Source organism: Idiomarina sp. ST20R2A10, from assembly GCF_051842345.1.
Lineage (GTDB): Bacteria > Pseudomonadota > Gammaproteobacteria > Enterobacterales > Alteromonadaceae > Idiomarina > Idiomarina loihiensis.
Genome location: NZ_JBNIEY010000006.1, coordinates 87,257 through 111,963, shown reverse-complemented (window position 1 = coordinate 111,963; position 24,707 = coordinate 87,257). Strand labels below are relative to the sequence as shown.

Genomic DNA, 24,707 nt, shown 5'->3' with positions numbered 1-24,707 from the left:
TCCATCATAGCCCGTTAAAAATTTAAAGCAAGCTCCCGGAATATTCGTCCAGGAATAAATGACTTATAAGGCTTTCTCAGCTATGACCCGCTCTATCCACGCCATTGAAAAGGACAAGTCTCGATGAGTCACATAATATAAGGTGCGATGATGCGTGCCTTCTGTCGGCAAAGCTCTAACTAACCCAGCTTCCAACATAAGTGGTGTTGTGATACTAGGAACGTAGGCAACTCCAATACCTGATGCCACCGAATGAATAATGCTTTCATTGGTATTCAATTCAATAACGTTCGCTGGCTTAATGCCAAGCTTAGCCCAAAGTTTTTCAGTAAGCCGGCGAGTGGCAGAGCCTTTTTCCCGAATAAGCCAAGGCTGTACTTCCAACGCTTTACCATTGTCATCGGGCGGCGCAACTAGCGTCATGCTGTCTTCCTTAAACGGCTTAGTGAGTAAGTCGTCGCGTGAACTTGGACCTTCAACCAGCCCTATCTCGTCCTGAAACGACTCAACTCGGCTGAGTATTTCATCGGTATTACCAATATAAACATTAATTTTGAGCTCGGAACGTTGTTGTTTTAGCACATTGATATAAGCCGGCAACCAATAATTACCGACAGTCTGACTGGCACCTATGTTTAACGTTTCCCGTCGATTACTGTGTAACTGTTCAAAGTATCGTTCGGTGCTGTCACTAAGCGATAGCATTTTTTGGGCTCGCTCGTACAGCCACATACCAGCAACAGTGAGTTCAACCTTGTGTGAACGATGCTTTCGTCCTCTTTCCCGCATCACCAACCGAGTGCCCAGCTGCTGTTCAATATCCTTTAGGTTAATAGATACCGCAGATGTGGTCATATTTAGCTGCACACTGGCCGCAGTGAAACCGCTGGTTTCCGCAATGGTTTTAAACACTTGAAGTTGGCGCAAATTAATCATAAATATATTTTAACTTTATAAAGTTTTATTAAATTTTAATTAATATTGATTGCACTATACTCCAGCCTAAATACAAGAATCAATACAAGGCATAACCATGAACCATCCTATCGTAGGGCTCATTGCAGCGGTTGTATTAGCAATAGGTGTTGTGGAGCTCCATCTATGGCTTCCAGCTATTCAGTCTGTTTCTCCGCTATTAATCAGCATTGGCGTTGGGATTCTGGTCAGCCATATATTACCGGCACGTTGCAAAGAACCGCTCGCTCCTGGATTAAATATCGCTAAAGGATCAATATTACGAGTTGCCATTGTCTTATACGGTTTCAATATTACTTTACAAGCCTTATCTCAGGTTGGTATTTACGGTCTATTCAGCGCGGTTACCATGGTATCAGTTATTCTGTTTGTCGGTATTTGGGCCGGAACCAAGCTGTTTAAGCTTGATAAAGAGCAAGCGATTTTAGTTGCCGTGGGCAGCGCTATTTGCGGTGCAGCAGCCGTTGCTGCGATGGAACCAATCATTAAAGCCAAACCTCACAAAGTAATAACCGCTATCAGCACCGTAGTTGTATTTGGCACGCTTTCTATGCTGCTTATGCCATTAGTGTTTCAATTTTTCGATATCAACGAGGCCCAGTATGGCTTATGGGTGGGCGTTTCCGTCCATGAAGTTGCACAAGTAGTTGTCGCCGGCGACTCAGTTAGCTCAAACGCGGCACACATGGCGGTATTGGAAAAAATGCTTAGAGTGGTTTTATTAGTACCTGTGTTATTAACATTTGCAGTATGGATGAGACAAAAGTCAAAAGGTTCAGACAAAGAAAGTGGTGATAATAAAGTCTCCGTTCCTTGGTTCGCTTTTCTATTCATTGGCGCTATTATCATCAACTCACTGAACTGGATACCGGACGACGTGACGACAGCATTCACAGCAGCTGCCACTTATTTACTGTGTATTGCAATGACCGCTTTAGGCATGCTCACACACATCAGCGTCATCAAACAAGGCGGCGCAAAAGCATTTGCACTCGCCGCCCTGCTTTTTGTGAGTCTGTTCATTACCGGTTACCTGTTAGCTCAGTTCGCCTAGTAATCACGTCTTTTCTCATAGACTTTCTATAGCTAATTAACTATCTCACCTGACGCATTAGCGTCAGGCTACATCAAGTGCGTTCTAATCTCTTTAAGCCGTGCAATGTAATCCTGACTAAAGACATTCTCCGCACGTGCAATGTAAGCCTCTAAATCAACGTACTTAAGCGCATTTTTGAAATAAAACCTATCGGCAAAAAGCTGCATTTTTTGCATTTCAAAAATCGCTTTTATCTGCCCGAAGTACCTTTCAATATCATTAACCATAGACACCATATGCCAGTCGCTACCGTACATCATTTTATCGGCCAGTTTAAAAGGTTTGTCGGTAGTCGGTTCACGCGTTAGCTCTATCTCAAGTCGTTTAGCCAGGCTTGCCTGCGCCTTTTCGCTACCGACAATTTCGTGCAAGTAGGACAAATCACAATAGACATGCTGGTAGCGCCGACACAGCTCAACAACTTTACGAGCGTAGTTATTCAGGTCATTCCATTCATCTTCCGTATCCGACAGCCACCCCTTAACCCAGCGACCGTTCATTTTCCGCTTTCCGCCACCGGCATGGCCAAAGCATAATCTCATGGTTTCTCTCTGCTTATTCTTTGTCAGCGCCTGTTCCCAATAATCCGGGTCTGAATTCAAGCCCGAGCCTTTATAGGCTTGAAAGCCTTCCGGAGTGCAGTGAGTGAAAACCGGAATGGAGTACTCCACACAAAAATCCAGAAAGTAATCGACAACTCGTTCTACGTTAGGTTCGTTGCCTGCAGGCTTGTAACCCATAGGAGGATAAAACTTGAACCCTGCCTTGCCATGTTCTAGTGATCTTTCTATAGCATCATGAAGCACGCGGTCAGAGGGAGATTGAGAGACAAAACGTAAGGGGTCAAAAGCGGAGAAGCCAAGGACTATTCCATCCGAAAAATTCTCTAACGCTGTCATGCGTTCTAACTGCTGATCATAAAAATCGTACTTGGGGTTATCGTCGAACGGATAAGCCATATCCATCATGTAATGAAAAAGCACATAACGTTCCGAGAAGTTGTCGTAATAGCCTTTTAACCGCTTAAGTATCCCGACTTCACTGCGAAGCATATTCAGGACAAAATCTATTTTGTCCGCAGCGTCTTCCAGAAACTCCAGTGACTTACGCAGCATTCGTTCAATCATTTTGTGAATGCCAGAGAACCAGCCCGATATTTTATCCTGAACCTGAGTCTCTGCTTTGAAAGTCCATTTCGTTTTTATGTAATCTAACTCAAGTTCCTGAGCTGATTCACTGTCACCGTAATACTGGTGTATTTCTTTCAGAACCGAGTACAGCTCGCTGTTAATGAATTGCTCCTGATAGGCTTCGGCTAACTCCGGGTCGCTATTGCCTTCTTCCAGTAAATAGTGCTCTATCTCAATACAAACCAGATGGGCAAACTCATTGCAGATTTTTTCAGTCGCGCCTTTCTTCGACGCCACTGAAAACGATTCCAGCCGCTCTTTTAGCGTGGAACTGGCGGTTAAGGAATAGGCCAGTTTGCTAATTAACTTTGCCGGTATTTTCCAAATTCCCCAACTTTCGAGAATCCCCTGCAAAGGCACATAACGAGCGTTAAAAAGGTGGGTATGGGCATCAACAACGAAAGGTAGTTTACTCATGGCCGTATCCGTTTGAAGTAACCTGATTATTCTGAAGTTTTAGTTAAGTTAATAACTCGCAGAAGATCAACTGATCTGGTATGAATTGGTCGTTTTTCCCAATATTTAGTTACAGGAACAAAAATAGATTTTACAGAAACTGTAAGGTATTGATTAATATATAAATTATTTCTGGCCTAAGAATTGCCTTGTTGTCCATAATAAGAAGATAAGAACAACAAGGAAACATCATGAGTGTAAAATTTGAAGACCGTCCAATGGAAAAAGTCCGCGAAGAGACGATTGACCAGTTGGTAATGAACTACGGCCACGGTGAATTATCTGAAGAAGCTTTTGAACGCCGGCTTGATCAAGCCATGGATGCAACTGAACATAGCCAGCTTTCCGATTTGGTAGAAGACCTGGAGCTGAAGCCCGACACCTCATACGACAGCATGAAAGAGCAGAAATTCTCACCACATTATGGCGAAGGACGCATTCAACCAACCGAAAAGGTGATATCCATACTGTCTTCTAATGAGCGCTGTGGCGTGTGGACAGTGCCGCGTGAAATCACCATCTACTCTCTGCTAGGCTCTGTAGAACTGGACTTTACCGATGCCGTTTTTCAACACCCGGACGTCACTATCAAAATTATTGGCGGGCTTTCAAGTCTTGAAGTTTTTGTCCCTGAAGAAATTACCATTAGCACCAACGTCTTTAGTGTTCTTGGCTCCACCGAAAATAAAGCGCCCTCAATGGGCAACCTGAAACAAGCTCCGCATATACGAATTGAAGGCTTCCAGTTGCTTGGCTCAGTTGAAGTGAAAGTCAAACGCACCATAAAAGAGAAGTTTGTAGCCTTTGCTAATAGCTTAAAGGGCACCTTTCAATCTCGGTGAAGTCAGAGTAAATTGAAGCTAACACTTAATGTAACAGGGAGTTAGCTCCATGAAACTCTATGAAATGGCAAAAGCACCCAACCCTCGGCGGGTGCGGATGTTCCTTGCGGAAAAAGGATTACTGAATAAGGTCGAATGCATTGAAATTGACCTGGCAAAAGGTGAAAACTTAACACCAGAATTTGAACGCAAAAACCCGATGAAGAAAGTGCCGGTGCTGGAACTGGATAACGGTACCTGTATTGGCGAAACCATGGCTATTTGTCGATACTTTGAAGCCGCCTACCCGAACTCTGAAGCCTTATTAGGCACTACCGCCGAAGAGCAAGCCATTGTCGAACAGTGGACGCGCTGGATAGACTTCTATTTATTTACTCCAATTGGTATGTGTTTTCAGCACACTACCGACTACTTCAAACACCGGATGACACCGATTAAAGAGTGGGGTGAGGCGAATCACGCAGCAACCCTGACCTTTTTCGACTTTCTGGAAAAACACTTAGCCGACCACCAGTTTGTTGCACTTGAACGTTTCACGGCCGCCGATATTAATGCTTTCTGTACGGTCGATTTTGCCAAGGTGATTCAGCTGCGTGTCGATGACCGCTGGCCTAATCTAAAAGCCTGGTACGAGCGTATGAAACAGCGCGACTCATCAGAGGTTTAAGGAATAAACATGATTGAACTCTACACCTCAGCAACCCCCAATGGTTATAAAGCCACGGTCACACTAGAAGAAATGGGGCTGGACTATAAACTGCACCATGTGCAGTTGCAGGAAAATGAGCAAAAACGCCCAGAGTTTCTGAAAATGAACCCTAACGGCCGTATTCCGGTGATTGTCGATAAAAATAACGATGATTTCGCGGTGTTTGAGTCCGGTGCCATTATGCTGTATCTGGCTGAAACCTACGACAAGCTTAATCCTAAAGACCCGAAAGAACGTTCACGTATGATCCAGTGGCTGATGTTTCAGATGGGTGGCATTGGTCCTATGATGGGACAAGCTAATGTCTTCTATCGGTATTTCCCGGAGAAGCTGCCCTCAGCCATTGAGCGCTATCAGAATGAAAGCCGTCGGCTGTTTGAAGTGCTGAACACACGGTTAGGCGAGTCTGAATACTTAGCGGGTGATAACTTCTCGTTAGCGGATATTGCCAACTGGTGTTGGGTGCGTACCCACGACTGGTCTGGTGTTAGCCTTGATGGCTTAGAAAACCTGAAGCGCTGGATGAACACCATCAGTGAGCGCCCAGCCTGCCAACGCGGCGTAACAAAGCCGGAGCGAATGGGCGATCCTGACGAACTGGTCAAGAGCGCCCAGAAAATGGTGCAGCGTTAAGCCGCAGCCAACTGCGCCAGATATTCATCGTAACTGCCGGCAAAGTCACGTAAGCCTTTGTCGGTAATTTCGATAATACGAGTAGCCAGAGTCGAGACGAACTCGCGGTCATGGCTGACAAACAACAAAGTGCCTTCAAACTGCTCCAGTGCCAGGTTCAGCGACTCTATTGACTCCATATCCAGGTGGTTAGTCGGTTCGTCCATCACCAGAATGTTCGGGCGCTGCAAAATCAGTTTACCGAAAATCATCCGGCCTTTTTCACCACCAGACAAAATCGATACCGGCTTTTGAATGTCATCAGAAGAGAACAGCATACGGCCCAACACACCCCGAATAGCCTGCTCGTCGTCACCCGGTTTTTTCCACTGATACATCCACTCGTAAACGGTCATATCCTGTTTAAACCAGTGGGCGTGATCCTGCGCGTAGTAACCTATCGCCGCATTTTCAGACCATTTGATGCTGCCTGAGTCCGGAGTGTACTCGCCCATCAAACATTTCAGCAAGGTCGTTTTACCAATACCGTTGGCACCAATAATAGCGACTTTTTCACCCACTTCTATCGAGGTACTCAGGCCTTTTAAGACCGCTTCGTCTTCGAAGCTCTTACGCACGTTCTCGGTTTCAAGCGCTAACCGGTAGAGTTTCTTTTCCTGGGTAAAACGAATGTACGGATTAACCCGACTGGACGCTTTAACCTCGTCCAGCTGAATCTTTTCCATTTGCTTTTGACGCGAAGTTGCCTGCTTGGCTTTGGACGCATTCGCCGAGAAACGGCTGACAAAGCTCTGCAGCTCGGCAATTTTCTCTTTTTTCTTGGCGTTATCGCTCATTAACTGTTCACGCGCCTGAGTGGCGGCAAACATGTATTCGTCGTAGTTGCCCGGATACACACGCAGCTCACCGTAGTCAATGTCTGCCATGTGCGTACAAACCGTGTTCAAAAAGTGACGGTCGTGCGAAATAATAATCATGGTGCTTTGCTTTTCGGCTAATACGCCTTCCAGCCAGCGAATGGTGTTAATGTCCAGGTTGTTGGTCGGTTCGTCCAGCAACATAATATCCGGCTCAGAAAACAGTACCTGCGCCAGTAACACCCGAATTTTTACACCCGGCGCCAGCGCAGACATTAAGCCAAAGTGTTGCTCTACTGGTATACCCAGACCCAACAGCAATTCACCGGCACGGGATTCAGCGGTATAACCGTCCATTTCAGCAAATTCGGTTTCCAGATCGGCCACGCGCATGCCGTCTTCTTCGCTCATTTCGCCACTGCTGTAAATGCGGTCCCGCTCTTCTTTTACCGCCCACAGCTCCTCGTGACCCATAATAACGGCATCAACGACACTGTAGTCTTCGTAAGCAAATTGATCCTGACGCAACTTACCGATGCGAATATTAGGTTCGAGCGACACATTGCCAGACGAAGGCTCCTGCTCACCACTTAATATACGCATAAAGGTCGACTTACCGCAGCCATTAGCGCCTATCAGGCCATAGCGGTTACCGTTGCCGAATTTAACAGAAATATTTTCAAAAAGAGGCTTTGCACCAAATTGCATGGTGATATTTGCAGCAGAAATCACGTAGTCAACATCCAGGATCATAGGGTAAAAATTGAGCGCGCAATGTACGTGTTTTTCGCGTAAATTACAAAGAAAGATTCATTATAATAGGTAAATAGATTATGCAAATGTCCTGGACAGACATCTCTTCAGGTTTAAATAGAATCTGGAATGTCGAGTTGTGGAAAACCGGAGATGCGCAGATATATCTCAGTCAGGTAATTATCGCTATTACGCTGATTATTGTCGGCGTCATTGTCATACGCTGGATAGGTTCCAGCCTGGTCAAACGCGCCTTAAAATCCGGCCATGCCTCTCAGAACACCATTTACGCCTTTCGTAAGCTATTCTCGTTTCTGGCCTATGTACTTATTGTGCTTATTGCCCTACCGGTCGCTGGCATCCCTATTACCATATTCGCGGTCCTGGGTGGTGCATTAGCTATTGGTGTCGGTTTTGGTGCCCAGAACCTGCTCAACAACCTAATTTCCGGCATGATATTAATTGCCGAACGCCCCATTCGCATCGGTGACATTGTAGAGCTGGAGAACGAACGCGGTCGTATTGAAGAAATTGGTAACCGCTGCGTTCGCATCAAACGTTTCGACGGTGTGCATGTGCTGGTACCAAACAGCTACTTTCTGGAACAGCGCGTAGTGAACTGGACGCTGATATCCACTGAAATACGCAGCACAGTCACCGTGGGCGTTGCTTATGGCTCGCCGATAGACAGAGTCCGCGAATTGATGATGGAAGCCGCCAGCCAACACGAGAAAATTGTTCAACGCTTACCTTTTGAGGTTTTCTTCGACGACTTTGGTGATAACAGTTTAACCTTCAACTTACTGTTCTGGACCGAGGTAGAAGCCCCTATGGATATTCGCCGGGTACAGTCTGATATTCGTTTTAAGCTGGATAAGCTTTTCGCCGAGAACGATATTGTTATCGCCTTCCCTCAACGCGACGTGCATTTAGATACGTTAAAGCCGCTAGAGATAAAGATGACGTAGCCTGAGGTTCACCTCAGGTGAGGTGAATGTAGCGGGCGCTGGGGCCGCAGGGACTATTGAGGAGGACGCCCGTAAATACATCCCTGTAGGGCTTGTGCAGCGCCATCCATGGCGCTGCACACCTCCTCAATAGTCCACTGCAACCGTCAGGCGCGCCCTCTACCACTATTCCTCTCCGTAGCCGAATGCTCAACATCAGATAATGACTTCAAGCATTTCACCTGATGTAAACATCGGACTACTTAGAACTCGTAGCTGTAACTCAAGCTAACGACGGTTCCAACTTCTTTACTACGAACCAGAATATCCGACTGAGTCACTTCCTGATCTTCGCCCAGCAGGTTCTTAACTTTTAAGCCGATTTTAGAATTAAAGCTCGGATAATAGTTATAAACCAAGTCCAGTGAATGGAAGGGTTGCTCATAAGCGTCCTCACGTCCACCAATACCAGCCGCTAAGATACGCTCACCAAATACGTTATAGACCAACGAAGTAGCATGTTCACCGTTAGCTGAGTCGTAGTTCAACTGGAAGTTGGCAACGTACTCAGAGTGTCCAGTCATACGCTTAGTCCGGTTGGTTAAGTTACCCGCTAATGCCGGATCAATCGAGGCTTCAGAGTCACTCCAGGTTAAGTTACCAGAGGTAAAGAAACCGTTCGCCAGATAACCTAAGTCGTGTAGCCATTCAAACTCAACACCATAGACTTCAGCTGACTCACCATTAACGTAACTTAAGGTGTAATCTTCATCGCCCACCTGAAGTACTGACTCAATGGGGTTTTCTATGTCCTTATAGAAAGCTGCAATAGTGTAGTTGTCACCGTTATCCGCATAATATTCAAAACGCGCATCGTAGTTACGCAAGTCGCTGCTTTCCAAGCCTGCCGTTCCGAAAGTACGAATATCAGTTACCGGATCGTAGTAAGCCACCGGCACAGTTTCACGCAAATCTGGACGAACAACAGTTTCGCCGTAACCAAAACGCAACTGATAATTGTCGCTGGCCATATAAGTCAACGATAAAGCTGTGTAAACGTCATCTTCAGAAATGGTACCTTCAAGCACCCGTTCAGGGTTAAAGTAGTTATTTAAATCCTTCTCACTAAAAATTAAGCTCGATGTTGCCAGAGAGACCTGTTTAAAGTCTTCATAACGAACACCACCGCTTACACGCCATGTGTTGTCAAATATCGCGTCGAACTCACCATAATATGCATCAATTTTCTGAGCGGCCAGATAGTCATCCGCATTTGGCGCACCGGGTTCACGGAAAGAAATACGGAAATCGTTGTCATCAATAACATCATCCGTCAAATAACCCGTGACACCTAACACGTCATCTAAGTCGTCCAGCACTGACAAACGCGAACCCGATGCATTGTCCAGACTAAAGCGACTGGTACTGTAATAACGCGCTTTATCAACAAAGTCATAGCCTGCTTTTAGCTCAAGCTCTATTCCAGAAAATGCAAGTGGTAATGACAGGTTACCGCCGTAAGACTTAACGTTATCTTCCATATCAACAAACTGGAAAATAGCACGGTTGTCATCGCCCGTTACGCGAGTTTCAGAGAAGTTACCCTCGGTGTCATAAATATCGTCAAAACGATACGAAACTTCGGTAGGGATATCCGTTTCCGCTTTTGATTCCGTATACTGCCAGTCGAAACCAATGCCCCAATAGTCCATAAGAGTATGTTGGCCGCGGAACTGATCAACGTTTAAGACACGCTCTTCGTATTTGAATTCGTGCTCGCGGTTAGCGATACCGGTTCCAACTATAGTTTTCAGGTTACTACCGTTCGGGCTTTGCTTGATACCAAACTCCGATTCATCTTCCGAGTCTTCAAGATAAATTTTGGTATAACTGACACTGTGTGTATCTAATTCATAACCCGCAGTGAAAAAGCCGTTCAGACGTTCCGTTTCTGTCGTTACTGTGGTTTCTTCAAAGGTGTTGTAACAAGACTTAGAGATGTCTTCGACCGTCGCCAGAGAAGTTGAGCAATCAGCTGTTGCGTTGTTACTGATAACCGCATTTTTGCGCTCAGAAACATCCCAGTCATTATCGTAGGAAGCCGCGGCTAACACGCCTATAGTTCCACCGAAAAATGACTCGTCAAAGCTATTACCTAAGGTGGCTTTAAAGTCCATGTTAGGGTCTAAAGATTCTTTCTTCAGCACCATGTCTCGTGGTAACTGTTTAGCCAGCGACGCATTTATTGCCCGAGCCTGATTACCCGCACTATTTCCAGAACCGGTCAGACCGTCGGTATTAACAATATTACGTAGACTAAAGTCACCCTGGTAGCGGCCAATTGCGTCTTTTATGCCTGCCGGAATACCGCTGTCGTCCCGGTTATAGGTATAACCTTCGTCTGCGTTGCTATTCATGCCAACACCCGCTTCAAGACTAAAAACAAAGTCGTCAGGCAAAGAACGCGTACGAATATCAATATTACCGCCACCAAAAGCCGCCGGCATTGAAGGTGAAAACACCTTTTGCACTGCCATGCTTTCAATAATAGTTGATGGGATAATATCCAAAGGAATGACGTTACGGGTTAAATCCGGGCTGGGAATGCTGGCACCATTAATACGGGCACTTGAATAACGCTCGCCTAAACCGCGCACATAAATAAATTTACCATCGACCAGGGTTAAACCGGTCACCCGGCGTAAAGCCGAGGCCGCGTCGCTGTCGCCAGAGCGGGACAACTGCTCGGCACCCAGAATATCAGCCACAAAAGCCTGATTTTTACGTTCCTGAACAACAGCCGCGGCACTACCCTGCAAACGACTGCCGGTGGTAACCACTTCTTCAATCGTCGATTCGCGTTCAACGTCTGCTTCATCGGCTTGCTGAGCCAAAGCTGCCGGCGCAGAGGCAAACAACCCCAGTCCAACCGCTAAAGCAACAGGTTTGAGTTTGTATTGATTTTTCATAACCAACTCCTGCAATAAAATCGGAAAATAGGCGCAACACCGTTGCGCCTATTCATTCGCATTCCAACTCAAATTAGTCCGTTTCAGCAGCAGCTACAGCAGTTTCAACCCACTGGTACCACTCAGAACTTGTATCGTCGTCAGACAGTGCGCCGATGAAGTCAACCGGAGTAAAGAAGTCATCGTTCAATGCTGTTAAGTCATTCGCCGCGATAGTGATAGAAGAAGTCATATCCGTAGAGATACCGTCATCATTCAGAACAGTAGCCGAACCATCAAGAATTTCGTTTACACCGCCGTTCGGGTACCAGGCTGAGTAGGTTTCACCATCGGCGAAAGTGTTATCACCGGTATTTACGAAGTTGTTAGTACAGGCTAAAACTGAGCTGTAGAAGTCCAGCTCGCCGTTATCTACGCCCGCTTCACCGTCTGAAGTAAAGAAGATACAACCGTCGTCAGCAGTACCATTCTCTTTAACTTTCAGGACGTTATACATTTGACCCTGGAAGTTATCATCAAACTTAGTGGCAATAGATGGATCGTTATCACGTACAGATTTACCATCAGTGGTGATAATAGTTACGTTAGCAATGGTCGGCGCTGATGTTGGTGCCTGGCTGTAGTCTGGACCGTTATTTTTCTCACCGTCGGCTTCAAATCCGCCGTTACCCATGTAGTTAGTATTGCCATCTACCGTCACTGTACCGTGTTTAATAAACAGGAACTGTGCACGGCCTTGCCAACCAGCATCGATGTCCATTGAGTCATCCTGAGTATCGGTGAAAACCACGTTTTTAACATCCGCTTTCCCTCCGAAGAACTCAATACCGTCATCGAAACCCTGATGAATGTGAATAAACTCATAAGATGAACCAGAACCGACAGCATTCAGAGTTAAAGAGTTTAAATCATCTCCGGGGCCACCATCACGAGGGCCTGAACCGGCGTACCAAATTTTTGCATATTTAATTGAACCACTGTCGTCAGTGTTATCATTACCGCCGTAATAACTCACAATACCTTCAGACTCTACGTTACAAGTACCACCATCGCGCTGTGCATCAGTACACTGGTTGGTAATGCCGTTACCGTTGATGATGATACCGCCCCAGTCTGCATAACGTGGCGCGTCGCCAGATACGTTCAGACGGTCAAATGCGTTAGCTGAGGTAAATGTAATTGGCTTGTCGAAAGTACCAACAGCATTTAGCTGCGCGCCGCGAGCAACCTGAATAATGGCTTCACCAGAGGTAAAGGCCAATGTAGCACCTGGCTCAACGGTCATAACCGGGCCATTCTGGTTAATTTCACAACTTGTCGTCGTGTCGCAATCGACACCAATTTGCAGCGCGCCTTCAAATACGTGCACACCGCCGTCAGGCAATTCTTCAAAAGTAATATCTTCATCAATTTCGATGGTCGCACTGGCGAAGTTTTCATCATAGGTACAGTCTTGACCGTCGTAGGTACCTTCCACATCACCGTAGCTTGCGCAGGCAACAGCGTTACCACCGTCACCACCAGTGCCACCGTCAGCACCGCCGCCATTATTGACCGTTGGTGTAACATTAATGTCGCCGCCGCAACCGGCCAAAAATAAAGCTGTCGTTACTGCAGAGATTTTGAATAAGGTATTAAATTTCATTGGGTTCTCCCGACTTGGATTTTATCCAGTTATGATTTAAGTCGGAAGAAGACTAAGACGCTTGCATGACAAGATTGTGACAACATAAAAGTGTCACAAAATATTCACCATTTCGTAACCTAGCTATTTAGTTTTGATCTTTGCGCTTGTTGAATAAGTAACCTATATCAATAATGAAAAACCAAAAAGGAAACCCCATGCGTAAATTATTACTCAGTTGTGTACTGACGACTTTGTCTGTACTTGCTTTACCAGCAGCGGCCTATCAATCCGAAGAGGTTATCGTCGAGCACAACGAAGTCGCCGATAATATTTATATGCTCACAGGCGCTGGCGGCAACATGCTGATGTCATCCGGCGATGACGGCGTATTCCTGGTTGATGATCAATACACTCAGGTAGCAGAAAAAATTGCCGCCAAAATTAAGGAGCTGAGTGGTGAAGAGGTTCGTTATATTCTGAACACTCACTTCCACGGCGACCATGTAGGTTCTAATAGTTGGTTTGCCAATAATCAGAACTCAACTATTTATGCTCATGACCATGTGCGAGAACGCTTGAGTCAGGATAGCGATTTCAACGCAGCCGGCCTTCCAGCCATTACCTTTGATTCAACCCTTACCTTCCACTTAAACAATGACACCGTTCGTGTGTTTTATTTGCCTGCAGGCCACACCGACGGTGACAGCGCAGTATGGTTTGAAGACGCTAATGTTCTGCACCCCGGTGACTTATTTTTTAATGAACGCTTCCCTTTTATTGACCTGAAGAGCGGTGGTGACGTTGACGGCTACATTGCCAACGTTGAAGAGTTATTAAGTCGCATTAATGACGACACGGTGATCATTCCGGGCCACGGTCCGTTAGCTAACAAACAAGATTACCAGGGCTTTCTAACCATGCTTAAAGAGACCAAAGCCGAAGTTGATACCATGAAACAACAGGGAATGACCCTTGATGAAGCAAAAACCAAGGGTCTTAGCGATAAATGGGACGGCTGGAGCTGGTCCTTTATTAACGAAGAACGCTGGATCACAACGCTGTACTAAAGATTAGCCGTTCGTCCGGTGGTTGAAGGTGAAAGTCCATGGCCAGCTCATCGCAGTTGGCCAGCCTTGGGCATAATTCGCAGTCCTTCATGACTTTTTCCGGCAAGCTGTCTTTAGAACAATGACTAAAACCTTGCTGCTCAAAAAAGTCCGGTACCCGGGTCAGCACAATGACCCGGTTCAATTGCAGTAACCGCGCCTTTTTCAATAAATAAGACACCAGCATGCGACCCTGCCCGCGAACTTCCGTATGCGGATGGACACCCAGCGAGCGGATTTCGGCAAGGCCAGTGGTATAGATGTAAAGCGACGCACAACCCATCACTTTGCCGTCCACTTCGGTCACCGCAAACTCATTAATTGAATGTACGATGTCGTCCTTGGCCCGCGGTAAGTTTTCCCCTGCTCCGGCCCAGTGCTGAACTAAATCCAGAATTGCTCCAATGTCACCGAGGTTAGCATCCCTAATGCGAATTTTCTGCTGCTGTTGAGCGCTCTTTAATGCTTCGTTTACGCGCTGCGGTGAGGTACCGCCCAGTGCACAGCGCTTTTCCAGTAAGGCATCCAGCGTCAGCCACTCATAAACATCCTGCTCAATAACCGGAACAACCGCCTGAAACGCCTCCAGCGGCATATCTTCCAGCGGTTTTTGAGCCTGAATAGCCTGCTGCACTAACTCGCCCACATTATGGTGTGCCTGACGGAAAGGAACGCCTTTGGACACCAGATAGTCCGCAAGCTCGGTAGCATTCGCATAACCGCCCTGCGCTGCTTTACGGCAAACATCATGGTTCACGGTTAACCCATGCAGACTGGAAGTCACCATAGCCAGCGAGGCCTGCCAGGTGGTAAAGGCGTCAAATAAACCTTCTTTGTCTTCCTGCATGTCTTTGTTGTAAGCCAGCGGCAGAGACTTTAAGGTCATCATCAACCCAGTTAGCGAGCCCACCACGCGGCCGCTTTTGCCACGTACCAGTTCCAGCGCATCGGGGTTTTTCTTTTGCGGCATTAACGAAGAACCCGAGGTCACATTGTCTGCCAGCTCAATAAAGCCAGCCTCGCCGGAATTATAGAAGATGAGATCTTCCGCCAGACGCGACAAATGCAGCATAGATAACGATGCCGTGCTCAAAAGTTCCACCACAAAGTCACGGTCGGAAACGGAATCTAGACTGTTGCGCGTCGCCTGGCTAAAGCCCAGCTCGCTGGCAATGGCTTCACGGTCCACCGGATACGCCGTTCCCGCCAAAGCCCCGCAACCCAGCGGACTTTTATTCAGGCGCGTTACGGCATCCTCTAAACGTTCGCTGTCGCGCTGCAGCATTTCTACATAAGCTAAACACCAATGCGCCAGCAATACCGGCTGGGCTCGTTGCAAGTGGGTATAGCCGGGTATAACCGTGCCCTGTTCGCGCTCAGCTAAACCCAGCAATGCCTGCTGGGTTTGCTGCAACGCCTGTTGCAAAACTTCTGACTGCTGACGACACCATAATCGCAAGTCGGTCGCGACCTGATCGTTACGGCTACGCCCGGTATGGAGTTTTTTGGCTAAGTCACCGACCTTGGCTATCAGTGCCGCCTCAACAAACGAGTGAATGTCTTCATCACCGCCGACAGCAACAGCCGCAGGGTCAGAACGCACTTCACCTAAAAGTTCGTCAAGTGCCTGTTGTAACTGTTCGCACTCTTCAGCACTGAGCACCCCAACTTTTTGCAGGGCGTTGGCCCAGGCTTTAGAGCCGGTAATATCCTGCTCCGCCAGCACATAGTCAAAGGGTAACGAGTCATTAAACTGCTGAAACGCGGCATCGGGCCCTGCCGCAAAACGTCCGCCCCATAACGCCATAACCTATCCCTTTTGTTGTTTTTGCAGCGCCGCAATCCGGCTCGGAAGAGAGAACAGCCGGATAAAGCCTTCGGCGTGTGCCTGGTTGTAAACCTCATCGGCACCAAAGGTAGCAAAATCCTCACTGTACAAGCTGTGCGGCGAACGTTTCTGTACCGCGGTTACCGAGCCTTTATAAAGCTTCAGAACCACCTCTCCACTGGCTGTTGCGCATAACGACTGTGCCGCAGACATAACCGATTGCTGCAAAGGGGTAAACCAGCGACCATCGTACAATAATTGCGCAAACTGCTCGCTCAACTGAGTTTTCCAGCTACGACTGACTTTGTCCAGCACCAGTTCATCAATAGCCTGCAACGCTGCCATCATCACGGTACCGCCCGGGGTTTCATAACAACCGCGGCTTTTCATTCCCACCAGACGGTTCTCCACAATATCCACGCGGCCAACACCGTGCTTAGCAGCAACGTCATTTAAAACACTCAAGCTTTCAAAAGGCGACAGCGCCTGGTTATTCACCGCCACGATTTCACCGTTTTCCACCGTAACAGAAAGGTATTCGGGTTTGTCCGGTGCCTGCTCCGGCGATGCCGTCATAGTCCAGACCTTCTCGGTAGGCTCGCACCAGGGGTCTTCAAGTTCGCCACCTTCGTGCGAAATATGCCAGGCGTTAGCGTCGCGGCTGTAGATTTTGGTCGCTGAAGCTGAACAGGGAATATTACGTTCCGCCAGATAATCCAGCAAAGACTCCCGGCTGCTTAACTCCCATTCCCGCCAGGGCGCAATCACTTGTAAGTCTGGTGCTAAGGCCGCATAACAAGACTCAAACCGCACCTGATCGTTACCTTTACCAGTACAACCGTGAGACAGTGCGTCAGCACCGACTTTACGCGCCACTTCAACCTGAGCTTTGGCAATTATCGGCCGCGCCATAGCGGTGCCCAATAAGTAAGTGCCTTCATAAATTGCGCCGGTTTTCAGGGTCGGATACACATAGTTTTTAACGAATTCGTCTTTTAAGTCCACCACATGACATTCGGAAGCACCTGAAGCTTTGGCCTTTTCCTCAACGCCTTCCAGCTCTTCTGCTCCCTGCCCAACGTCAGCCACAAAGGCCACCACTTCACAGCCATAGTTTTCTTTTAACCACGGCACAATCGCCGAGGTATCCAGGCCACCAGAATAGGCCAGTACCACTTTTTTTACATTGCTCATGAGGCTTTCTCCATAAATTCTGGCAGTGCGGCTGCCGTGGGGTTCAATAATAAAGTTAATAAGGCATTTTGCGCATACAGACGGTTCTCAGCCTGCTGAAAACAGCGCGACAGCGGGCCGTCCATTACATCGGAGGTAATTTCGTAGCCCCGATGCGCTGGCTGACAGTGCAACACCGAAGTGGCACCGCTGTGCTCGACCAGCTGCGAATTGATTTGGTAGGGCTGGAAGGTGTCGCGTACTTCACTCAGCGGTTTATCATCGCCCATCGACACCCAGGTGTCGGTATAGAGCGCATCAGCACCTGCCACAGCGGCAATATCGTGGGTAACCACAATGTCAGCACCACTTTCTTCAGCTTGTTTTTTAGCTTTGCTGACAAGATCGGTGTCGGGTTCATGCCCGGGCGGGCAAATAATAGTACAGCTTGCACCCAGTGCGGCGGCAGTCAGCATCAGCGAGTGCGAGACATTGTTGCCATCGCCCAGATATACCAACTTCAGACCTTTCACCTTGCCGTAGTGCTCCTGCAGCGTTAAAAAATCGGCCAACGCCTGACACGGGTGGAACCGGTCACACAAGCTGTTAACTACCGGTACTGAGGCGTGCTGAGCCAGCTCCTGTAAGGTGTTGTGCGACATAACCCGTGCAACAATAGCATCGGCCCAGCAGGATAAATTGCGGGCATAATCAGCAACGCTTTCACGCACGCCCATGCCCTTTCCTTGCTCATTCAAATAAACCGCATGACCACCCAATTTTTGCAGACCAATATCAAAAGACAGGCGCGTACGCAGACTCGGCTTTTCAAACAGAGTGACAACGCTGCGGCCTGCAAGCGTTTGGCGGTATTTTTCGGGGTGTGCTTTTTGCTCTTGCGCTAAAGCCAATAACTGCAAAGTGTTAGCCGGAGTTAACTCCAGCCCGGATAAACAATGTTTCATCATACTTACTCACTAATCTGTGTACCTGAATCGGGTTTATTAACTGCATTCCAACTGCCTATTCGCACAGATCGTCGCAAGTGTCTGGCCGCTTCCAGCGCGCCGCGGACTTTTACCAACATACCGTTCTGAATCACACCGGCTTTTGTCAGCTCATCAATGCTGCGGGTGTTCAGCTGCTCTATCAGTCTGCCCTCGCTGTCGAGCACGCCTTCAACGTCGGTCAAAAGCAATAAATCGGCATCGTAGTTTGCAGCGACGGCTACGGCGGCGTCATCGGCGTTAACGTTAAACCAGTCACCTTTTTTGCCGAAGCCAATAGAGCTGATTAATGGCAGGTAACCGCATTTGAGCAGATTAGTAATTAACCCTGACTCAAATAACTCACAAGTGCCCACCTGCCCCAGCTCGGCGGATTGCCGCCGACAAGAAATACCAGCCTCATGCAGAGTTAAGCCAATGGGCCTTATACCTGTAGCTATTGCCTGAGACATCAGCTGCTTATTCGCACAACCCGCCAAAGCACCCACTATGTATGGCATGTGTTGTTCAGGACTGACTCTGAGCCCTTCATGCTTTTCGCTTTTTAAGCCTGCGGCAGACAGCCATTGCTGAGCCAAAGCCCCGCCGCCGTGCACAATGACCGTTTTATTTTGTGTATCGACCAGAGACTCAAACAGCGCTTTCATTTCTTCGGGTTGCTCAAGTATGCTGCCGCCCAGCTTAATCACTCTCATATCAACCCCTCTTCAAGTGCTAAGCCAAGCTGCAGGTTCACACACTGAATGGCCTGGCTGGCAGCACCTTTTAGCAAGTTATCAATGGCCGAAAAAGCAATAAGCTGGTTGCCCTGCCGGTGCCAGCCAATATCCACAAAGGCTTGCTGCACCACATTTTTAATGGCTGGCCGCGCTTGTTTTTCAAAACGAACCAAAGGCTGCTCCGCATAGCATTGATAAGCTCTATCTAGATCAGCGTCGCTAACGTCATCATTAAGTTCAGCGTATAAAGTTGCCAGAATACCGCGCGGAAACTGCGCTAAATGCGGAGTGAATAAAACTTCGTGCTGTAACTGTTGAGCAATTTCCGGAGTATGGCGATGCTCAAATAACCCATACGCTTGCAAAGAGAGTTCCGCACCATGACTCGTCAGCGCGGCTTTGCGACCAGCACCGGTAACGCCGGATACCGCATTAATAATAATTTTATTGTCACTGAGTAAACCGGCTTGCTTTACCGGAAGCAACGCCATTAGGGCTGCAGTTGGGTAACATCCGGGCACAGCAACTAACTGCGCGGCGGCTATTTCTTGCGGATACCATTCCGCCAGCCCATAAACCGCCTGTTGTAGCCAAGAGTCCTGCTGATGCTCAAATCCGTAAAATGAAGGGTAATCTTCAGTTGCGTTTAAACGAAAGCCACCGGACAGGTCGATGACTTTCAAACCGGCAGCCAGAAACTCAGGCGCCAGCTCCACACTCACGCCATGATCAGTACACAAGAACACAGTGTCAGCTGAACTTTTAATGAGCTCTTTTTCATAGCTGGATAAGCCCTGCAAAGGAAGTTTCACTGAATGTGCATGTTGGGGGTGTAAATCACTCAACAACGAGCCTGCATCACTGCTATGCTCAGAGACATAACAACCAAAAAGACTAAGCGCCGGATGTTGTTGCACCAAGCGGGTTAGTTCGACGCCGACGTAACCGCTGGCTCCGATTATTGCGACTGACTGAGACTGCGCTGCTGTATACTGCATGCGACAAAAACCTGTTGCTGTTTCTGAGTAAAAATGCAGAATAACCGAATAAATATACTTATGCAATAATAGTGAATAATTATATTAAGGATTAACTATCATGAGCACCCCTGCCTTACCATCATTCTTCTCAATGTATCAGCAACTCATTGCACAGCCTTCCATCAGCTCTATTGACCCTAAGTGGGATCACAGCAACCAGAAGGTTGTGAACTTACTGGCTGAATGGCTGGAAGTATTAGGCTTTGAGTGCGAAATCAATGAACTGCAAAGTCAGCCGGGAAAGTTCAATTTACTGGCTCGCCGGGGTGACGGAAGTGGCGGTTTACTGCTGTCAGGACATACTGACACCGTTCCTTACGACGCCAGCCGCTGGAACTTCGACCCTTTTAAACTCACTGAACAGGACAACCGCTGGTACGGCCTTGGCAGCATTGATATGAAAGGCTTTTTTGCTTTTGTTATTCAGGCTCTGAGCGAGCTGGACGCAGCTCAGCAAAACAAGCCTGTGATGATACTGGCCACCGCCGACGAAGAAACCACTATGGATGGTGCCCGTGAGGTCAGTCGTTTTGCGAACCTCAAACCCGACTACTGCGTAATAGGCGAACCCACAGATATGCGCCCGGTATACGCGCACAAAGGGCACATGAGCGAAGTAATACGCATTACCGGACGCTCCGGCCACAGCTCAGATCCGGCATTGGGTATTAACGCCATAGAACTGATGCACGAAGTCATTTCAGCACTCATGAAATTAAAAGAAGAGTTCAAGCATAAATATTCATATTCAAGTTTTTCTGTGCCACACCCCACCATGAACTTTGGTCACATTCACGGCGGCGACAACGCCAACCGCATTTGTGGTTGTTGCGAGCTGCATCTGGACATTCGGCCGCTGCCGGGCTTGTCTGTCGATGAGCTTTACGTTCACCTGCACCAGGCAACAGAAAATATTCAGGCTCGCTATCCGGGGTCAATTGAGCTCATTTCACTGCACCACCCCATACCGGCTTTTCAGCAAAGTACCGACTCCGCATTGGTGCAATTAGCCGAGAAAATTTCGAAAACTCAGGCGCAGGCGGTTAACTACTGCACTGAAGCGCCCTTTCTTCAGGAACTGGGCTGCGAAACACTGGTTATGGGGCCTGGATCGATACGCCAGGCACATCAACCCGACGAATATCTATTAGCTGAAACCATAAAACCCACTCAGGAAAGGCTAAAAAGTTTACTAAAAAATTATTGTTTTTCGGGTTAGCTGCCGATAACTAAAGCTAATCACTTATTTTAACACCTGCTAAAGTAAAACGAATAGGGTTAAGCAAATCAAGGACTAGAATATGATTAGACAACTTTCAATAGGCGCCCGTGCCAGTGTTGCATTTGGACTCATCGGCGTACTCATACTTATCCTGGGAGTTTTCGCGCTCAACCGCATGGCGGCAATAGAAGGTCAACTGAGTATTATCGATAATGAACGAATTCCGGCGGTTGATAACGTAAATGACTTAGATCGTGAATTTCTCCGAGTTCGTATTCATTCGGCCAATGTTAGTGCATACGTAGATGACCCGACTCGTTTAGACAGATACAAGACAACCCTCGAGGAAGCCATCGAGGCGCTAAAACGAAATCAAAAGGAATATGAGAAGACCATCCGGGATCCTCAAACAAAAAAAATATTCCAAGAGTACATGAATCTCAATAAAGAATACTGGGATTTGAATGATCAGTTTTATAAATTAGTTGATGCAGGTCTCAGTGACGCTATTGACTCTATACGCGAAAACAACATTTTACCGTTAACCAATAAAATTTCAGATAAGCTTGATGAATTGCTAACCCGGGAGATGGCGTCAATAGATGAAGCGTCTATCGAGGCACACAATGTGGCGAGTGCTGCGAATGTTTCTGTCATTATTGCACTGATTACGGCGATTGCGTTACTGATACTATTCTCGATCATGCTGACCCGCAGCATTGTCAAACCTATCGGAGCAGCCGTTGATTTTGCCGAAAGCATTGCTAAGCGCGACTTAACGCAACGTATTGAAATTGTCGGCAACGACGAGCCTGCACAGCTACTTCGTCAATTAGAACGAACGCAAAAAGAACTGCGCAATTCTATTACCACCATATCGGAATCGTCGGAGCAATTAGCGTCAACCTCTGAAGAACTAAGCTCAGTGACTGAAGAGTCTACCCGGACTATTCAGCAGCAGTCGGAAGAATTAGAACAGGCAGCAACGGCCGTAAACGAGCTGACCACCGCCGTTGAAACCGTTGCTCAGGATGCTCAAAACGCTTCGGAAGCTTCTGACGAAGCAAATCAACAAGCGCAACAAGGTAATGACCGCGTACGTAAAACGGTTCGTGCTATTGAAGAGTTGTCTCAGGAAATTGGAGATTCTTCAGGTAACGTGACCGAGCTTGCGGAAAAAGTTAAGAGCATTACTAAAGTGCTTGAAGTTATCAGCGGTATTGCCGAACAAACGAACCTGCTGGCACTAAACGCAGCAATAGAAGCGGCTCGTGCTGGTGAATCAGGTCGCGGGTTTGCCGTTGTTGCGGATGAAGTTCGCTCGTTAGCTCACAAGACACAGCAGTCTACCGTTGAAATTGAAGACATGGTTAAAGCTATTAATGAGTCCAGCGACCGATCTGTCGCCACCATGGATAAGAGCTTAGAGCGTGCTACTAAGACTCTGGACGTAGCACGTGAAGCCGGTGAAGCATTGCAGCTGATTACCGCTGCTGTCAGTGAAATAAACAATCACAACACATCCATAGCCAGTGCCGCAGAAGAACAGGCAAACGTGTCGCGCGATGTGGACAAAAACCTGGTCAGCATTCGTGACCTGTCTAATTCAACAGCCTCCGGTGCAGAGCAAACCAATGCCTCGAGCCGCGAACTCTCGCGCCTGGCCGTTGATCTTAATGAATTGGTTAAGCGTTTTAGAATTTAAATGCCTGACACTTATGTAGCCTGATATTTATGCCAGGTGGGGCATCTCACCTGATGTGAACATCAGGCTACAGGGTGCACATAGCCTGACATTTATGTCAGGTCCAATGCCGTTTCTGACGTAAACGTCAGGCCATCATAATAACCCTCCTGAATACTGCCAATTAACAGCATAAATTAGACTAATGGTGCGACCAGCATCTACTCTTAATCCGTGTTAACAAACTAGTAACAACGGATTCAAAAATGAACAATCTATTTAACTTCAGTCAACCCCTTGATGACGATGCAAAAGCGCTGTTCAACGACGAGAATCAGTCTTTTCTCGCTGAGTTAGTCGATACCTTTCAACCACGGTTAGAGTCGCTGTTAAAGAAGCGCCAGCAACGTCAGGCTCAATTTGACCAGGGTCAGTTACCTGATTTTGACTCTGCAACTCAAGACATCCGTGAAGGAAACTGGCGCATTGCAGAACTGCCGGCAGATTTGAAAAAACGCCGCTTAGAAATTACCGGACCGGTAGACCGCAAAATGGTCATCAACGCTCTGAATGCCAATGTCGATTGTTACATGGCCGACTTTGAAGATTCACAATCGCCTACCTGGGAGGGCATGGTTAACGGTCAAATTAACCTGCGTGACGCCAACATTGGCGGCATGACCTATACCGACCCAGACAGTGGCAAGCACTACGAAGTTGGCCCTGATCCTGCACTCCTAATTGCACGAGTTCGCGGCCTGCACTTACCGGAAAAGCACGTGCAGCGTAATGGCCAAGCTATTCCCGGCGCGCTAATGGACTTTGCTTTGTACTTTTTACTGAATTACCAGCAGCGACTACAACAAGGTTCGGGTGTGTATTACTACCTGCCCAAGCTGGAACACAGCGACGAAGCCAAATGGTGGGCCGATGTTTTTCACTTTACCGAGAAAAAATTCAGCTTAAAAACCAGCACCATTCGCGCCACCATACTCATAGAAACCCTGCCGGCAGTGTTTCAGATGCATGAAATACTACACGCCATGAAAGACCACATTGCTGCACTTAACTGCGGCCGCTGGGATTACATTTTCAGTTACATAAAAACCCTGAAAGAACATCCTGAACGGGTTCTGCCCGACCGCCAGGTGGTTAGCATGGACAAGCCCTTTCTTAACGCCTATTCGCGCTTGTTAGTGAAAACCTGTCACCAGCGCGGGGCTTTAGCTATGGGCGGCATGGCAGCCTTTATTCCCAGCAAAGATCCAGCCGAGAATGAGAAGATCCTCGCTAAAGTTCACGCCGACAAAACCATGGAGCGCGACAATGGCCACGACGGCACCTGGATTGCCCACCCGGGCTTAGCTGACACCGTACGCGCAATTTTTGTCGACGGTATTGAAGGCGACAACCAGCTTAACGTACTGCGTGAAAACGACACGCCGATTGATCAGGCCTTACTGCTGCAACCCTGTGAAGGCGAGCGCACCGAAGCTGGCATGCGAACCAACATTCGGGTATCGCTGCAATACATTGCGTCCTGGCTGAACGGCAAAGGCTGCGTTCCTATCTACGGCCTGATGGAAGACGCTGCCACCGCCGAGATTTCACGCACCTCCATCTGGCAGTGGATACGCCACGGCAAAACCCTGTCCGACAACACCCCGGTCACCAAAGAGCTGTTCCGACAATACCTGCAGGAAGAAGCTGACGTGGTGAAAAGCGAAGTGGGTGAACAGCGCTGGAACAACGAGCCATTTTCCCAGGCCCTGAGCCTGCTGGAAGAAATTACTACCGCCGACGAGCTGGTCGACTTTCTGACCCTGCCCGGCTACCAACAACTCAACTAATAACGATTAAAGAACAACAAGGAC

General features: G+C 47.8%; 19 protein-coding genes. 9 read left to right on the top strand and 10 right to left on the bottom strand.

What is annotated here, in order from left to right:
* Positions 1–63 precede the first annotated feature (63 nt).
* Positions 64–936 (bottom strand): LysR family transcriptional regulator, encoded by an 873-nt coding sequence (locus ACP7H9_RS10260; protein ID WP_011233882.1) that lies wholly within the window; start codon positions 934–936, stop codon positions 64–66.
* Positions 937–1,033: 97 nt separating this feature from the next.
* Between ACP7H9_RS10260 and ACP7H9_RS10255 the strand changes: the two genes are divergently transcribed.
* Complete coding sequence (locus ACP7H9_RS10255) at positions 1,034–2,029, top strand: YeiH family protein (RefSeq protein ID WP_011233881.1); 996 nt, start codon at positions 1,034–1,036, stop codon at positions 2,027–2,029.
* A gap of 68 nt (positions 2,030–2,097) precedes the next feature.
* Here the strand turns inward: ACP7H9_RS10255 and ACP7H9_RS10250 are convergent, their stop codons facing one another.
* Positions 2,098–3,678 (bottom strand): amidohydrolase family protein, encoded by a 1,581-nt coding sequence (locus ACP7H9_RS10250; RefSeq protein ID WP_439222722.1) that lies wholly within the window; start codon positions 3,676–3,678, stop codon positions 2,098–2,100.
* A 230-nt stretch (positions 3,679–3,908) separates the two neighbouring features.
* On the opposite strand from ACP7H9_RS10250, the gene ACP7H9_RS10245 reads away from it, so the two are divergent.
* Genes ACP7H9_RS10245 through ACP7H9_RS10235 form a run of 3 tightly spaced genes read left to right on the top strand, consistent with a single transcriptional unit; the run spans position 3,909 to position 5,901 of the window.
* Complete coding sequence (locus ACP7H9_RS10245) at positions 3,909–4,559, top strand: DUF1707 SHOCT-like domain-containing protein (protein ID WP_417439272.1); 651 nt, start codon at positions 3,909–3,911, stop codon at positions 4,557–4,559.
* Between the two features lie 49 nt (positions 4,560–4,608).
* On the top strand, positions 4,609–5,226 hold the full coding sequence (locus tag ACP7H9_RS10240; RefSeq protein WP_439222721.1) for a glutathione S-transferase family protein: 618 nt from the start codon (positions 4,609–4,611) through the stop codon (positions 5,224–5,226).
* Between the two features lie 9 nt (positions 5,227–5,235).
* Positions 5,236–5,901 (top strand): glutathione S-transferase family protein, encoded by a 666-nt coding sequence (locus tag ACP7H9_RS10235; protein ID WP_114981946.1) that lies wholly within the window; start codon positions 5,236–5,238, stop codon positions 5,899–5,901.
* Here the strand turns inward: ACP7H9_RS10235 and ACP7H9_RS10230 are convergent.
* Positions 5,898–7,490, bottom strand: coding sequence for an ABC-F family ATPase (locus ACP7H9_RS10230; protein ID WP_439222736.1), 1,593 nt, complete (start codon positions 7,488–7,490; stop codon positions 5,898–5,900). The genes ACP7H9_RS10235 and ACP7H9_RS10230 overlap by 4 nt on opposite strands.
* A gap of 101 nt (positions 7,491–7,591) precedes the next feature.
* On the opposite strand from ACP7H9_RS10230, the gene ACP7H9_RS10225 reads away from it, so the two are divergent.
* Positions 7,592–8,479 carry a mechanosensitive ion channel family protein gene (locus tag ACP7H9_RS10225; RefSeq protein WP_034818312.1) on the top strand — a complete coding sequence of 296 codons (888 nt, stop codon included), beginning with the start codon at positions 7,592–7,594 and terminating at the stop codon, positions 8,477–8,479.
* Between the two features lie 242 nt (positions 8,480–8,721).
* Here the strand turns inward: ACP7H9_RS10225 and ACP7H9_RS10220 are convergent, their stop codons facing one another.
* A complete protein-coding gene (locus tag ACP7H9_RS10220; RefSeq protein WP_439222720.1) occupies positions 8,722–11,427 on the bottom strand; it encodes a TonB-dependent receptor domain-containing protein in 2,706 nt (901 codons plus the stop codon).
* Positions 11,428–11,500: 73 nt separating this feature from the next.
* Entirely contained in the window at positions 11,501–13,072 is a 1,572-nt protein-coding gene (locus ACP7H9_RS10215) for a hypothetical protein (RefSeq protein ID WP_439222719.1), read from the bottom strand.
* Between the two features lie 197 nt (positions 13,073–13,269).
* On the opposite strand from ACP7H9_RS10215, the gene ACP7H9_RS10210 reads away from it, so the two are divergent.
* Positions 13,270–14,121, top strand: coding sequence for an MBL fold metallo-hydrolase (locus ACP7H9_RS10210; protein ID WP_439222718.1), 852 nt, complete (start codon positions 13,270–13,272; stop codon positions 14,119–14,121).
* Here ACP7H9_RS10210 and argH read toward each other — a convergent pair.
* Genes argH through argC form a run of 5 tightly spaced genes read right to left on the bottom strand, consistent with a single transcriptional unit; the run spans position 14,105 to position 19,885 of the window.
* Positions 14,105–15,967, bottom strand: a complete 1,863-nt coding sequence (gene argH / locus ACP7H9_RS10205; protein ID WP_439222717.1) for an argininosuccinate lyase — start codon at positions 15,965–15,967, stop codon at positions 14,105–14,107. The two genes, ACP7H9_RS10210 and argH, sit on opposite strands and share 17 nt — an antisense overlap.
* Before the next feature lie 3 nt (positions 15,968–15,970).
* On the bottom strand, positions 15,971–17,182 hold the full coding sequence (locus tag ACP7H9_RS10200) for an argininosuccinate synthase (protein ID WP_439222716.1): 1,212 nt from the start codon (positions 17,180–17,182) through the stop codon (positions 15,971–15,973).
* Complete coding sequence (locus ACP7H9_RS10195; protein WP_439222715.1) at positions 17,179–18,129, bottom strand: ornithine carbamoyltransferase; 951 nt, start codon at positions 18,127–18,129, stop codon at positions 17,179–17,181. The genes ACP7H9_RS10200 and ACP7H9_RS10195 overlap by 4 nt, the downstream gene beginning before the upstream one ends.
* A 2-nt stretch (positions 18,130–18,131) precedes the next feature.
* On the bottom strand, positions 18,132–18,863 hold the full coding sequence (gene argB / locus ACP7H9_RS10190) for an acetylglutamate kinase (RefSeq protein WP_439222714.1): 732 nt from the start codon (positions 18,861–18,863) through the stop codon (positions 18,132–18,134).
* On the bottom strand, positions 18,860–19,885 hold the full coding sequence (gene argC, locus ACP7H9_RS10185; RefSeq protein WP_439222713.1) for an N-acetyl-gamma-glutamyl-phosphate reductase: 1,026 nt from the start codon (positions 19,883–19,885) through the stop codon (positions 18,860–18,862). Before argC ends, argB begins: the two co-directional genes overlap by 4 nt.
* A gap of 100 nt (positions 19,886–19,985) precedes the next feature.
* Between argC and argE the strand changes: the two genes are divergently transcribed.
* The 3 genes from argE to aceB all read left to right on the top strand — a co-directional run bounded on the left by argE (position 19,986) and on the right by aceB (position 24,683).
* Positions 19,986–21,146: an acetylornithine deacetylase gene (argE, locus tag ACP7H9_RS10180; protein WP_439222712.1), complete on the top strand. Its 1,161-nt coding sequence runs from the start codon at positions 19,986–19,988 to the stop codon at positions 21,144–21,146.
* An 82-nt stretch (positions 21,147–21,228) separates the two neighbouring features.
* Complete coding sequence (locus ACP7H9_RS10175; RefSeq protein ID WP_439222711.1) at positions 21,229–22,854, top strand: methyl-accepting chemotaxis protein; 1,626 nt, start codon at positions 21,229–21,231, stop codon at positions 22,852–22,854.
* 245 nt (positions 22,855–23,099) lie between these two features.
* The gene (aceB, locus tag ACP7H9_RS10170; protein ID WP_439222710.1) at positions 23,100–24,683 is read left to right on the top strand and encodes a malate synthase A; all 1,584 of its coding nucleotides are present in this window, start codon (positions 23,100–23,102) and stop codon (positions 24,681–24,683) included.
* Positions 24,684–24,707 lie beyond the last annotated feature (24 nt).